This window comes from Pantoea sp. S18 (assembly GCF_045689705.1).
Lineage (GTDB): Bacteria > Pseudomonadota > Gammaproteobacteria > Enterobacterales > Enterobacteriaceae > Pantoea > Pantoea symbiotica.
In genome coordinates, this window is record NZ_CP142688.1 from 1,801,625 (window position 1) to 1,815,764 (window position 14,140).

The window sequence follows — 14,140 nt, forward strand, 5'->3', positions numbered from 1 at the left end:
GTAAAACGATGAATCAAAAATACCTGATCTACATGTACCTGCTTAAGGCGCGCACCTTTATTGCCTTATTAATCGTGGTGAGTTTCTTCAGCTTTATGGTGCCTAACTTTCTCACCACCTCCAACTTGCTGATCATGACGCAGCATGTGGCGATCACCGGCTTGCTGGCGATCGGCATGACGCTGGTGATTTTGACCGGCGGCATCGATCTGTCCGTGGGCGCGGTGGCGGGCATATGCGGCATGGTAGCGGGTGCGCTGCTTACTAACGGCGTACCGCTATGGGGCGGCAACGTGCTGTTCTTCAACGTGCCAGAAGTGATTTTGGTGGTGGCGCTGTTTGGCGTTGCACTGGGGCTGATTAATGGCACGGTGGTCACGCGACTCGGTGTAGCGCCCTTTATCTGCACGCTCGGCATGATGTATGTGGCACGCGGCGCGGCGCTGCTGTTCAACGATGGCAGCACCTACGCCAACCTCGTCGGCACGCCAGCGCTCGGCAACACCGGTTTCGCTTTGCTCGGTTCCGGTTCGGTGCTGGGCGTGTATATCCCGATATGGATGATGCTCGGCTTCCTGCTGCTGGGTTTGTATCTGACACGCAAAACGCCGCTCGGACGTTACATCTACGCCACCGGCGGCAACGAATCGGCGGCGCGCCTGGCGGGTGTACCGATCATCAAGGTCAAAGTATTTGTCTACGCCTTTTCCGGTTTGTGCGCCGCGTTGGTCGGTTTGATTGTGGCGTCGCAGCTGCAAACCGCGCACCCGATGACCGGCAATATGTTCGAGATGGACGCCATCGGTGCCACGGTGTTGGGCGGCACGGCGCTGGCGGGCGGACGCGGGCGGGTATCGGGATCGATTATCGGCGCTTTCGTCATTGTGTTCCTCGCCGATGGCATGGTGATGATGGGCGTCAGCGATTTCTGGCAAATGGTGATTAAAGGTTTGGTAATTGTTACTGCGGTGGTGATCGACCAATTCCAGCAAAAATTACAAAGTAAGGTGGTGCTGCTGCGCAGACATGAAAAAAAGCAGCAATCGGCCGCCCTGCCTGAAGCGACACATGGATAACAGGAGGCAATATGACACGCGATTTTAGTGGAAAAACGGTGGTGATTACCGGCGCATGCCGCGGGATTGGCGCGGGCATTGCGGCGCGTTTTGCCCGCGACGGCGCGCGATTGGTGATGGTGTCAAATTCGGAGCGCGTCTTCAGCACTGCGCAGACAATCGAGCAGCAGTTTGGTAGTGAGATTCTGGCGCTGCAGGTCGATGTTACCGATGAAAATGAGGTACAGCAGCTCTATCAGCAGGCGGCTGAGCGCTTCAGCAGCATTGATGTGTCGATTCAAAATGCGGGCGTCATCACCATCGATCGCTTCGACTCGATGCCAAAAAGCGACTTCGAAAAGATCCTTGCGGTGAACACCACCGGCGTGTGGTTGTGCTGTCGCGAAGCGGCGAAATATATGGTCAAGCAGGGCAGCGGCAGCCTGATTAACACCTCGTCCGGCCAGGGACGTCAGGGCTTCATTTATACTCCGCACTATGCCGCCAGCAAGATGGGCGTGATCGGGATTACCCAGAGTCTGGCGCTGGAGCTGGCACCGTGGCATATCACGGTGAATGCCTTCTGTCCGGGCATTATCGAGAGTGAAATGTGGGACTACAACGATCGCGTGTGGGGCGAGATCCTCAGCAGCGATAAAAAGCAGTATGGCAAAGGCGAGCTTATGGCGGAGTGGGTGGAAAATATCCCGCTTAAGCGCGCGGGGCAGCCGGAAGATGTCGCTGGTTTAGTGGCCTTCCTCGCGTCTGACGATGCACGCTATATCACCGGGCAGACCATCAATGTGGATGGCGGTTTGATCTTCTCCTGATAGTTCACCGTAGGGTCGCCATTTATGGCGACCTGGTATTCCAGGTGCCCATAAATGGGCACCCTACAAAACAGCGTCTGCATTCGCCGGGGCGCCATTTATGGCGACCTGGCTTCCAGATGCGCATAAATGGGCACCCTACAAAACAATTGCTGCATCCGCCGGGGCGCCATTTATGGCGACCTGACTTCCAGGTGCCCATAAATGGGCACCCTACAAAACAATTGCTGCATCCGTAGGGGCGCCATTTATGGCGACCTGGCTTCCAGGTGCCCATAAATGGGCACCCTACAAAACAATCGCTGCATCCGTAGGGGCGCCATTTATGGCGACCTGGTATTCCAGGTGCCCATAAATGGGCACCCTACAAAACAATTGCTGCATCCGTAGGGGCGCCATTTATGGCGACCTGGCTTCCAGGTGCCCATGAATGGGCACCCTACGAAACAATTGCTGCATCCGTAGGGGCGCCATTTATGGTGACGTGATTTCCAGGTGCCCATAAATAGGCACCCTACAAAACAATTGCTGCATCCGTAGGGGCGCCATTTATGGTGACGTGATTTCCAGGTGCCCATAAATGGGCACTCTACAAAACAATCACTGCATCCGTAGGGGCGCCATTTATGGCGACCTGGTTTCCAGATGCGCACGAATGCGCACTCTACAAATCCGAAAGTCCCCGCCATTGTCTTAATCGAAACCAGACATTTCCGGCACTTGCATCAGAATATGCTAGGGTAGACTTATGCACTTTTGTGAGCCACCTCAAATTCTGAACTGGGTCGAACCCTATTTTTAGCTATGTTATCTACTTTGTTATCACTCAAAAGCGTGCGATATCTCTCTGGTTTTTCATTACTTGCTGCATCCGCGCCTGCGCTGGCGTTGATTTCTGACACTAAACTCGCCGATGCGCCGTTTAGCGATCCCACACGTTTTCAGAAAATGGCCGATCAGTTACCTGCGTTGGGCTATCAGGACGAAACCGAAGCGTTCAACAAAAAGCTGGCGACCATTGCCAAAAGCATTGGCGAAGCCAGCCAGAACAGCACGGACGAAAATTCGTTAAGCCAGCAGGCCGGTCTTTGGGCCTTTAATCATTTCCGCGATGAAGTAGGAAATCGTCTGGTCAATGAAGGTCAATCATTGCTGTCGCCGTATGGCAACGCGCAGATCGACTTCAACGTGGACATCGATGGCAACTTTAACGGCAGCGGTGCTTCGCTGCTGACGCCGTGGGCAGATAACTATCGCTATTTGACCTTCAGTCAGGTGGGTTTCCATCAAACCGATGATGGGCTGGTGGGCAATGTGGGTCTCGGCCAGCGCTGGATGGCGGGCAAATGGCAGCTGGGCTATAACGGCTTTGTGGACCGCATGTTCAGCAGCGGCCTGCAGCGCGCCTCGCTGGGTACCGAAGCGTGGGGCGATTATCTGCGCTTCTCCGCCAACTATTACACGCCGCTCTCAGGCTGGCAGGATCGCAATCCTTTCCAGCAGCAGCGTATGGCGCGCGGCTACGATTTCACCTCCCAAGGCTATTTGCCGCAATATCGCCAGCTCGGTGCATCAGTGAGCTGGCAGCAATATCTTGGCGATAACGTCGATCTGTTTAGCTCCGGCAATCGCTACCACAATCCGTCGGCGTTGACCTTTGGCGTCACTTACACGCCAGTGCCGCTGGTGACCTTATCCGCCAGCCACAAAACCAGCGACAGCGGTGAGAGCCAGGATCAGCTCGGTTTGCGTTTGAACTACCGCTTTGGCGTGGCGCTCAGCCAGCAGCTGAGTCCGGATAACGTGGCGGCGGCGCACTCACTGCGCGGCAGTCGTTATGATAACGTGGCGCGCAGCTATACGCCGGTGCTGGAATATCGCCAGCGTAAAACGCTGTCGGTGTTTCTCGCCACGCCACCGTGGCAGCTGAATGGCGGAGAAAGTTTGCCGCTGAAACTGCAGATCCGCAGCACCAACCCAATCGCTAAAGTGATGTGGCAAGGCGATACGCAGGCGCTGAGCCTGACGCCGGGTGCTAATCCCAACGATCCGCAGGGCTGGAGCGTGATCATGCCAGCCTGGGATAGCTCGCCGGGCGCGCATAACAGTTATCGCTTGTCGGTGGTGTTAGAAGACAGCAAACAGAATCGCGTCACTTCGAACGAAATCGTCCTGCAATTGCAGCCGCCGTTCTCATTGGATCAGGGCGATGATAATCGCTTTGATTTGATGGCGCCGTAATCGCATCACGCCAATAAAAAAGGGCAGCTTTCGCTGCCCTTTGCGCATATTCAGCCGACACTAGCCGAATAGCAATGAGGGTAAAGCAACTTAGAACTGGTAAACCAAACCTACAGCGGTGACATCATCAGAAGCGATGCCCAACGCATTATCGTCTTTCAACAGGTTGATTTTGTATTCAGCATACACAGACATGTTTTTGTTGAAGTAGTAGGTTCCACCGACAGCAACATATTTGGTGAGATCGACATCACCAATATTTTCAATCTCTTTGCCTTTCGATGAAACGTAACCAATTGAAGGACGCAGGCCGTTCAGGAACTGATACTGCGCCACAGCTTCAAAGTTAACCGCTTTGTTAGCAAAGCCACCATTGATTGGGGTTGCGTTCAGCGTTTCGCCGTACATGGTTGCCAGATAAATCTGGTTAGCATCGTATTTCAGGCCAGTAGTCCAGTGCTGTGCTTTCTCGCCATCGCCACGTAAGGCCTGATTCTGCGTATTGGTACGATCCAGGCTAGCGTAAGCGCCAACCAGGCTCAGACCGAAATCGAAGTCATAGGAAGTAGAGAGCGCGAAGCCATCACCATTCGAACGGCGTACCGCAATGTCTGAAGCGCTGCGATCGTTTTTACCTTCGTACTGAGCCGCAACGTTCCAGCCTTTCACCAGACCAAAGAAATCTTTATTGCGCCAGGTGAGCACGCCACCTGAGCGGCTGGACAGGAATCCATCAGAGTAACCTTGATCGCCACCGAAGAATGGCAGCATATCGGTGTAACCCAGCACGTCATAAATCAGGCCGTAGTTACGACCGTAATCGATCGAGCCAAACTGACCAAACTTCAGACCGGCAAAGCCCAGACGGGTTTTGTTACCGTTGTTGGCATCGCTGCCTTCAGAGTTGGTCAGGCTGTACTGATACTGCCACTGGCCGTAACCGGTCAGTTGGTCGTTGATCTTGGTTTCGCCTTTAAAACCCAGACGGGTATAAGACGAGGTGTCGCCATTTGCTGCATCGTTATCAGAGAACAGGTGCGAGACGTTAATTTTGCCAGTCAGGTCCAGCTTGTTGCCATCTTTGTTATAGATTTCGGCGGCCTGAGCCGAAGAAAGTCCCAGCAGTAAAGGCATCACTGCTGCCAGTAAGGAGCGCTTCATCATTTAATTTTTACCCTGTGATATTTTTTAATTTTGTCCCCTTATTCGGGGTGAAAAGAAAATGACACAAAAGGTTCAAGATCGACAGTGCAATATATGTAACTAAATATTTCCAGTTAACTTTTTGTGTGATTTTTAATCTTAAATTCCATTATGTGGAATTTTGTATTGGTTAAACTTATCCCTAAAGCAACAAGGGATATGAATTTTTAAATAGTTATCTTAATGATTTTATTCTAAAATTTAAAAATTAAAGATGCGTAAATAAAGTAACTAGCTTGTTCGTGAAATAGCACAAGCCTATGCATAATTGTTCAATAGCAAATATCTGAATCCAGCTAATCGTTAGCATGGTAATTATCGGGTTCATGGCTTTGTGTCTGTTTATTTCTGTTCTGATAATAACCTTGGTCACAAATTGTTATTTAGGTTCCGTTTAATAACGAAATGGCGAAATAATATTCAATTTGACCATGTAAATGTTAAAGACCGATTAATCCACTCCATGTTAAATCTGCACCGCGCTAACACTTTCCTGCACCAATCAGGCACATCTCGCCCCAAAAAAGTGCGTATATCGCATTAATTTGGCGAAATATTTCCTGCCCGATCACAAAAGCAATATTTCATTTTGCCAATGCATAAATCCGCTAAATAAATTGCTGCTATTCAGCATGCATCAGACTGATATTCACTTTTTATGCAATTAATGTGAATAGTCGCACTGGTTAAGTTATTGATATTTCGTAGTGGCAAGACGTTTATGCATTTTTGTGGCTGGCTGGCACGCTATCTGCAAGATACAGTAGAGCTGCCACTTAACATTTTTAACAATTTCAAAACAAAGGCTTCACCGGGTGTGGAGCGGGAGAAAGGGCTATGTCACAGCAGGTTTCGCGTCAAAATTTCGATCAATGGATGATGCCAGTTTATGCACCCGCGGCTTTTGTACCGGTTCGTGCTGAAGGTTCTACGCTGTGGGATCAACAAGGCAAAGAGTATATCGATTTCGCCGGTGGCATTGCCGTTAACGCCCTGGGTCATGCGCATCCCGCGTTGCAGCAGGCGCTGACCGAACAGGCGAGCAAACTGTGGCATACCGGTAACGGCTACACCAATGAACCGATCCTGCGTCTCGCCAAACAATTGATTGATGCCACCTTTGCCGACCGCGTTTTCTTCTGTAACTCCGGCGCTGAAGCGAATGAAGCAGCACTGAAGCTGGCGCGTAAAACCGCGCATGACCGTTTAGGTGCTGAGAAGAATGGCATCGTTGCCTTTAATAATGCTTTCCACGGTCGCACGCTGTTTACCGTGACAGCGGGCGGACAACCGGCTTATTCCCGTGATTTTGCGCCGCTGCCGCCAGCGGTAGAACACGCTAATTTCAACGATCTGGCCTCGGCGGCCGCGCTGATCAATGACCAAACCTGCGCGGTGATCGTCGAGCCGATTCAGGGTGAAGGCGGCGTACTGCCAGCCGATCCGTCTTTCCTGCGCGGATTGCGCGAACTCTGCGATAAGCATCATGCGGTGTTGATTTTTGATGAAGTACAGAGCGGCGTGGGGCGTACCGGTTCGCTGTACGCCTACATGCATTATGGCGTGACGCCGGATGTGTTAACGACCGCCAAAGCGCTGGGTGGCGGCTTCCCGATTGGCGCCATGCTGACGCGTGAAGATTTAGCGCAGGTAATGGGCGTCGGCACGCACGGCACCACCTACGGCGGCAACCCGCTGGCGGGCGCAGTCGCGGGCAAAGTGATGGAGCTGATTAATCAGCCGGAATTTATGGCCGGTGTTGCCGAGCGTCATCAATGGTTTGTTACTGCGTTGCAGGAACTTAACCAGCGTCTGCCGGTGTTTAAAGAAGTGCGCGGATTGGGGCTGCTGATTGGCGCGGTGCTAAACGACGATTTCGCCGGTAAAGCCAAACAGTTCAACCTTACAGCGGCCGAAGAGGGCGTGATGGTGCTGATTGCCGGCGCTAACGTAGTACGTTTCGCGCCAGCGCTGAACATCAGCGAGCGCGAAGTAAAAGAAGGCCTGGCGCGCTTCGAACGTGCCTGTGAACGCGTGCTCAAAGGAGCCACATCATGATGGTGATTCGCCCCGTCGAACGTGACGATCTCTCGCAGTTGTTGTCGCTGGCGGGCAAAACCGGAGGCGGCTTAACCTCGCTGCCTGTGGATAGCGATACGCTCAAAGCCCGTATTGAGCGTTCGCTGCTCACCTGGCAAGGTGCGCTGCCGCCTGCCGAGCAAGGCTATGTGTTTGTGCTGGCCGACAGCGAAGATAATCGCGCCGTCGGCATTTGCGCCATCGAAGCGGCGGTAGGTTTGCAGGATCCCTGGTACAACTTTCGCGTCGGCACGCAGGTGCACGCTTCGAAAGAGCTGAATGTCTATGCCAGCCTGCCGACGCTGTCGCTGAGCAACGATCATACCGGCAGCAGCGAGCTGTGCACGCTGTTCCTCGATCCTGATTACCGCGATGGCAAAAACGGCCATCTGCTGTCGAAATCGCGTTTTCTGTTTATGGCCAACTTCCGCGACCGTTTTATGAAACACGTGGTGGCGGAGATGCGTGGCGTCAGTGATGACAATGGCCACTCGCCCTTCTGGGACAGCGTCGGCAGTCGCTTCTTCTCGATGGAGTTCAGCAAAGCCGATTTCCTCAGCGGCACCGGCCAGAAAGCCTTTATCGCCGAGCTGATGCCCAAACATCCGCTCTACATTCATTACCTGTCTGAAGCCGCGCAAAAAGTGATTGGCGAAGTCCATCCGAAAACCGCACCGGCGCGTGCGGTGCTGGAGGCGGAAGGCTTCCGCTATCTCAACTATGTCGACATCTTCGACGGCGGCCCGACGCTGGAGTGCGAAATCGATCGCATCCGCGCCATTCGCAAGAGTCGCCAGTTAACCGCTGAGAGCGGTGCCGCCGATGAAAGCTGGCCGCTGTGTCTGGTGGCGAACGCGGATTACCAGCATTTCCGCGTGGCGCTGCTGCCGGTGGATATGGCATCCGGCACGGTAAAACTGACTGAGAGCCAGCGCGCGGCGCTGCACTGCAATATTGGCGATCATCTGCGTGTGGTCACGCTGTGTCGCGAGGAGAAAAAAGCATGACGCATTTTATTCAAGGTCAATGGGTGACCGGCGGCGCTGATGCCCTGAGCAAACACAATCCGGTAACCGGCGAAACGCTGTGGCAGGGCAAAGCGGCATCGGCAGCACAAGTGGCTACGGCCTGCGAAGCGGCGCGTGCGGCGTTCCCGCAGTGGGCGAAAAAACCGTTTGTGGAACGTCAGGCGCTGGTGGAAGGTTTTGCCCGTCTGCTCGAAAGCCATAAAACCGCGCTGGCGGAAACCATCGCCCAGGAAACCGGCAAACCGCGCTGGGAAACGCTGACCGAAGTACAGGCGATGATCAACAAAATCGCCATTTCGATTAAGGCCTATCACAGCCGCACCGGCGAACAGGCCGACGGCGAGAGCTCGTTGCGCCATCGTCCGCACGGCGTGCTGGCGGTATTTGGTCCGTATAATTTTCCCGGTCATCTGCCGAACGGCCACATCGTGCCGGCTCTGCTGGCGGGTAACTGCGTGGTGTTCAAGCCAAGCGAGCTGACGCCGCTGACGGCGGAGAAAACCGTGCAGCTGTGGGAGCAAGCCGGTTTACCGGCGGGCGTGATGGCGCTGCTGCAGGGCGGGCGTGAAACCGGCCAGGCGCTGGCGAATGCGGCGCAAATTGATGGCCTGCTGTTCACCGGCAGCGCCGCCACCGGCTATCACCTGCATCGTCAGTTCGCCGGGCAACCAGAAAAAATGCTGGCGCTGGAGATGGGCGGCAACAATGCGCTGATTGTCGAAGATCCCTCTGATCTCGATGGTGCGGTACATATCGCTATTCAGTCGGCCTTTATTACCGCCGGACAGCGCTGCACCTGCGCGCGTCGTCTACTGGTGAAGCGCGGCGCGGCGGGCGATGCCTTCCTGCAGCGTTTGGTTGAGGTCAGCGCGCGCTTGCAGCCTGGCGCATGGAATGCCGAACCGCAGCCGTTTATGGGCAGCGTGATTTCCCCTGTCGCCGCCGGACATATTTTTGCTGCCTGGCAGCAGCAGGTGGAAAAGGGCGGGAAAGTGTTGCTCGGCATGCATTGGCCGGATCGCGACAGCGCCATCATCACGCCGGGCATCATTGATGTGACCGAAGTGAAAGATTTAGCGGATGAGGAGGTCTTCGGTCCGCTGTTGCAGGTGATTCGCTACGACAGCTTCGAGCAGGCGATTGCCATCGCCAATAACACCCGTTATGGCTTGTCATGCGGCCTGATTTCGCCGCAGCGCGCGCAGTTTGATCAGCTGTTGCTGGAGGCGCGCGCCGGTATTGTTAACTGGAACAAACCGCTGACCGGTGCGGCCAGCACCGCACCTTTCGGGGGCATCGGCGCCTCGGGGAATCATCGAGCCAGCGCATGGTACGCCGCCGATTACTGTGCGTGGCCGATGGCGTCGCTGGAGAGCCCAAGCCTGGCGCTGCCGGGCAGCTTATCGCCGGGCCTCGATTTCTCCGCGCAGGGAGCGAAATAATGAAAGCGTTTGAAGCTAACTTTGATGGGCTGGTCGGCCTGACACATCACTACGCGGGATTGTCGTTTGGTAATGAAGCCTCGACGCGCAATCAGCTGCAACCTTCGAATCCGTGCCTGGCGGCGAAGCAGGGCTTGCTGAAGATGAAAGCGCTGGCGGATATGGGTTACGTGCAGGGCGTGATCCCACCGCACGAGCGTCCTAATCTGCCGCTGCTGCGTCAACTTGGTTTTGGCGGCAGCGATGAGCAGGTGCTGGCGCAGGCAGCGAAGCACGCGCCGCAGCTGCTGTCGGCGGCCAGCTCCGCCTCAGCAATGTGGGTGGCCAATGCCGCCACGGTGTCGCCGTCGGCGGATAGCGCCGATGGTCGCGTGCATTTCACCGTTGCCAATCTGAATAACAAATTCCATCGCGCCATTGAGGCACCGGAAACTGCCGATCTGCTGCGCGCCATTTTCCGTAACCCGCAGCACTTCAGCGTGCACGATGCGCTGCCGCAAGTGGCGCAATTCGGTGATGAGGGCGCGGCCAATCACAATCGCTTCGGCAGTGATTACGGCGATGCGGGCGTGCAGCTGTTTATTTATGGCCGCGATGGGCAGCAGCAGGGCGCAACACCGGCACGTTATCCGGCGCGCCAAACGCGGGAAGCCAGCGAAGCGGTGGCGCGTTTGCATCAGCTCGATGCGCAGCGCACGCTGTTTGCCCAGCAAAATCCGGCGGTGATCGATCAGGGCGTGTTTCATAACGATGTGATTGCAGTGAGCAATCAGCAGGTGCTGTTCTGCCATCAGGATGCCTTTGTTAATCAGCCGCAGTTGCTGAACGACCTCGCCGCGCGCGTCAACGGTTTCCAGCCGATTGAAGTGCCGCGCGATAAAGTGTCGGTAACCGATGCGGTCAATACTTATCTGTTTAACAGCCAGTTATTGCAACGTGCCGACGGCGGTATGCTGCTGGTGCTGCCCGAAGAGTCGCGCCAGCATGCGGGCGTGTGGCGTTATCTCACCGAGCTGGTGGAGAGCGGCGGGCCGATTCGTGAACTAAAAGTGTTCGATCTGCGTGAAAGTATGTTTAACGGCGGCGGCCCGGCCTGTTTGCGTCTGCGCGTGGTGTTAACCGAAACCGAGCGTCAGGCGCTGAATCCGGCGGTGCTAATGAACGATCGTCTGTTTGCCACGCTCAACGATTGGGTGGATCGCCACTACCGCGATCGCCTAACCCAGGCAGATTTAGCCGACCCGCAACTGCTGCGTGAAGGGCGCACCGCGCTGGATGAGCTGACGAAGCTGCTAGACTTAGGCAGTGTCTACGCGTTTCAGCGTTAACGCCGGGGTGAGAGGTTCGCCCCACGTCGTTAAAAAGGAGTGAACATGCAGGATTTTTTACAGCAGACCTTGTCTGGTGAGCCGCCACAGCAAAGAGAGGGCAGCAACGATCATCTTAGTTGGCAATGGCATAACGAGGGACTTCTGTCCCTCACGCCGCACACGCCCACGCAGCAGGCGCTGGTGCTCTCTGCGGGCATTCACGGCAACGAAACCGCGCCGGTTGAGATTCTCAATCTGTTGCTGACGCCATTATTGAAAGGCGAGAAACCGCTGGCGGTGCGTTTGCTGGTGATTTTGGGTAATCCCGCCGCGTTGCGCAGCGGCAAGCGTTACCAGCAATACGATATCAACCGCCTGTTTGGTGGCCGCTGGCAGCAGGTGGCCGATGTACCGGAAGCGCAGCGTGTGTTGCAGCTGGAGCAGGAGCTGGAGAGTTTCTGGCGTGCCTGTCTCGATCACGAAGTGCGCTGGCACCTCGATCTGCATACCGCGATCCGTGGCTCGTATCATGCGCGTTTTGGCGTGATGCCGCTGAATCCCAATCCGTGGCCCGAACAGTTTATGCACTGGCTGGCAGCGGCAGAAATGGAAGCGCTGGTGTTCCATCGTTCGCCGGGCGGCACTTTCACCCATTACAGCTGCGAGCACCATAATGCGGCGAGCTGCACGCTGGAGCTCGGCAAGGCTTTGCCGTTTGGTGAGAACGATTTGAGTCAGTTTAGCGGCGTGCAACGGGCGCTGGCGGCGTTGCTGTATGGCGAGACCTTGCCGGAGGTGCGCGAGCAGCCGCGCCATTATCGTGTGGCGCAGCAGCTGACCCGCCACGGTGATAAGTTTGTGTTGCACATGGGGCCAGAGACGCTGAACTTCACCGCTTTCCCGCAGGGCACACTGCTGGCGGAAGAGGGTGATCGGCGCTACTACGTGCAGCAGGCACGCGAGTATGTGCTGTTCCCGAATCCGAATGTCGCGCCGGGATTGCGCGCCGGGCTGATGCTGGTGGAGGAGAATGAGCAGACGCAGGCGCTAGCGTTGTGATCTTTATGTAGCGGGTCGCCATGAATGGCGACCCTACAATGGACGAGGTGCGTAACGGGATTAATCGCCGACATTTCCCTTCCTGAAAACCGACAATACCGTTACACTCCTCCTTAATTCCTACGTTTTTCCCTTGATTGTCATAAACTTTTGCAATTCCTCACGCATTTCTTCTCTTTCTCTCCATGATTGCCTGATCTCTGTCTTTTATGCTTTCAGGGCTTTACTCAGCCTCTGAGTAGTTGACGTTCAGCGTCGTATGCTTGTTTCCGAAGACGCGACACAGGCTGTCGTCATTAAACTGATAAGTAAGGACAATATTATGCGTAAATTAACTTCTGTGTTCCTGGCTACCGCAATGGCTCTTGGTGCTGCAAATATCGTCCATGCAGCGGCAGACAACCTGACTCCGCCGCCAGCAGGCAGCGAAAAACCGATGCACAAGCCGCCGATGCGCCATCACGGTATGGAGATGATGTTTAAAGGTCTGAACCTGACCGACGCGCAGAAAGCGCAGATCAAAACTATTCTGCGTGATGGCCACAAAGATATGAAACGCCCGTCGCTGGAAGAGCGTCGTGCTGACCATGCCATCATCGCTTCCGATACCTTCGACCGTGCGAAAGCCGAAGCGCAGGCTGAGAAGATGACAGCGAACGCCAAAGACCGCGCGCTGCAGATGATGGAAACCCAGAACAAGATCTACAACGTGCTGACACCAGAGCAGAAGAAACAGTACAACGCGAACTTTGAGAAGCGCTTAACTGAGAAAGGCCCGCACGATGGCAAAATGACGCCACCGCCGGCTGATGCTGAATAAGTTCTTTCGCTAACTGAATAGAGACCGCCGGGGTTGTCCATCGCATCTGATGCTTTGGGCAACCTCGGCGGTTTTGTTTTTACAGCTCGATCAGCGGGAACACGCCAGAAAGCAGCGGACGACAGAGAATTTTATAGCCGTCATGATCGAAGCCGTGCGAGGCGCGCTGCAGCTGGCGTGCTTCGGCTTCACTGTTTACCGATCCCAGCCAGAACCAGTGATCGATCACATGAATTTGTGTAATGTCCGTGCCCGTTTCCACCATGCCAACCGGGCCTTGCCACGGCCAGCACTGAATGCGCATTTGCTCTAATGCCGCATGCAAACGCTGCTGATGCTCAGCAACCGATTCGTTACCGCAGCAGGCACCGGCGCAGCGTTTCAGGGCGGCGCGAAAACAGCCGCGTCCCGGACGCAACGATTCAAGCCCCAGCAAGCCATGACACAAACGCTGCTCATCGGCGATGGCTTTTAGCTTTTCCAGCGCGGCAAAGCGACTGCGAAACAGGCCATAAAGATTGGGCGAGCGCGAGAAGTCGAGATCCTTTGCATATACCACCTGCGGCGCACCGTCACCCAGCTGCAGCGAACAGAGTTGGCGATTCTTACGCAGGCGCTTATTAAATAGCGGCTGTTGCGTTTTGATCATCTGCGCTTCCAGCAGCTGTGCGCCGACGTCGCCAGCCGTGGGGATCCAGGTGACGCGTCGCGCCTGACGCAGCATTTTGGCTTCATCGGGTGTGCGGAAATGCGCCATCACCCGACTGCGCAGGTTGACGCTTTTGCCGATATACAGCGGCAGGTTTTCGCTTTCACCGTGAAAGGTATAGACGCCCGGCTGGTTGGGTAAACCTTCCAGCCACTGACGTAAATGTTCGGGGTATTGATAGATTGCTGCCGCATCGAAATCGAGGCGGTGGCTGGCTGCACGTCTGACCAAAGCACACTCCAATTACTGGTTGTCTATCCAGTGTATCAAACTGTGCTTTTTCTCGCCACTTTAGGTTCTGATTTGAATTAGGTCGCCATGAATGGCGACCCTACGGTAATTTGGCGGGGCGCATTTATGCGCA

General features: G+C 55.1%; 11 protein-coding genes. 9 read left to right on the forward strand and 2 right to left on the reverse strand.

The genetic code is table 11. The features are described from left to right. The first annotated feature begins 8 nt into the window (after positions 1-8). From VIJ98_RS08360 to VIJ98_RS08370, 3 genes are all read left to right on the forward strand, one after another. Positions 9-1,076, forward strand: a complete 1,068-nt coding sequence (locus VIJ98_RS08360) for an ABC transporter permease (RefSeq protein WP_008102883.1) — start codon at positions 9-11, stop codon at positions 1,074-1,076. An 11-nt stretch (positions 1,077-1,087) separates the two neighbouring features. Next, positions 1,088-1,885 carry an SDR family oxidoreductase gene (locus tag VIJ98_RS08365; protein ID WP_323273339.1) on the forward strand — a complete coding sequence of 266 codons (798 nt, stop codon included), beginning with the start codon at positions 1,088-1,090 and terminating at the stop codon, positions 1,883-1,885. 804 nt (positions 1,886-2,689) lie between these two features. Further along, the gene (locus VIJ98_RS08370; protein WP_323273341.1) at positions 2,690-4,126 is read left to right on the forward strand and encodes a YchO/YchP family invasin; all 1,437 of its coding nucleotides are present in this window, start codon (positions 2,690-2,692) and stop codon (positions 4,124-4,126) included. A 90-nt stretch (positions 4,127-4,216) separates the two neighbouring features. On the opposite strand, the gene VIJ98_RS08375 is transcribed toward VIJ98_RS08370, so the two are convergent. Further along, positions 4,217-5,290 carry a porin gene (locus tag VIJ98_RS08375; protein ID WP_154152531.1) on the reverse strand — a complete coding sequence of 358 codons (1,074 nt, stop codon included), beginning with the start codon at positions 5,288-5,290 and terminating at the stop codon, positions 4,217-4,219. Positions 5,291-6,166: 876 nt separating this feature from the next. Between VIJ98_RS08375 and VIJ98_RS08380 the strand changes: the two genes are divergently transcribed. The 6 genes from VIJ98_RS08380 (at position 6,167) to spy (ending at position 13,067) form a co-directional block, all read left to right on the forward strand. Then, positions 6,167-7,387, forward strand: coding sequence for an aspartate aminotransferase family protein (locus VIJ98_RS08380; RefSeq protein ID WP_323273344.1), 1,221 nt, complete (start codon positions 6,167-6,169; stop codon positions 7,385-7,387). After that, complete coding sequence (astA, locus tag VIJ98_RS08385; RefSeq protein ID WP_323273347.1) at positions 7,384-8,415, forward strand: arginine N-succinyltransferase; 1,032 nt, start codon at positions 7,384-7,386, stop codon at positions 8,413-8,415. The genes VIJ98_RS08380 and astA overlap by 4 nt, the downstream gene beginning before the upstream one ends. Continuing rightward, positions 8,412-9,878: a succinylglutamate-semialdehyde dehydrogenase gene (gene astD, locus VIJ98_RS08390; RefSeq protein ID WP_323273348.1), complete on the forward strand. Its 1,467-nt coding sequence runs from the start codon at positions 8,412-8,414 to the stop codon at positions 9,876-9,878. Before astA ends, astD begins: the two co-directional genes overlap by 4 nt. Then, positions 9,878-11,206 carry an N-succinylarginine dihydrolase gene (astB, locus tag VIJ98_RS08395; RefSeq protein WP_323273349.1) on the forward strand — a complete coding sequence of 443 codons (1,329 nt, stop codon included), beginning with the start codon at positions 9,878-9,880 and terminating at the stop codon, positions 11,204-11,206. The genes astD and astB overlap by 1 nt, the downstream gene beginning before the upstream one ends. Before the next feature lie 45 nt (positions 11,207-11,251). Next, entirely contained in the window at positions 11,252-12,247 is a 996-nt protein-coding gene (astE, locus tag VIJ98_RS08400; protein WP_154152517.1) for a succinylglutamate desuccinylase, read from the forward strand. A 322-nt stretch (positions 12,248-12,569) separates the two neighbouring features. Beyond that, a complete protein-coding gene (spy, locus tag VIJ98_RS08405) occupies positions 12,570-13,067 on the forward strand; it encodes an ATP-independent periplasmic protein-refolding chaperone Spy (RefSeq protein ID WP_061716717.1) in 498 nt (165 codons plus the stop codon). 79 nt (positions 13,068-13,146) lie between these two features. On the opposite strand, the gene cho is transcribed toward spy, so the two are convergent. Beyond that, the gene (cho, locus tag VIJ98_RS08410) at positions 13,147-14,007 is read right to left on the reverse strand and encodes an excinuclease Cho (RefSeq protein WP_154152514.1); all 861 of its coding nucleotides are present in this window, start codon (positions 14,005-14,007) and stop codon (positions 13,147-13,149) included. Between the last annotated feature and the right edge of the window lie 133 nt (positions 14,008-14,140).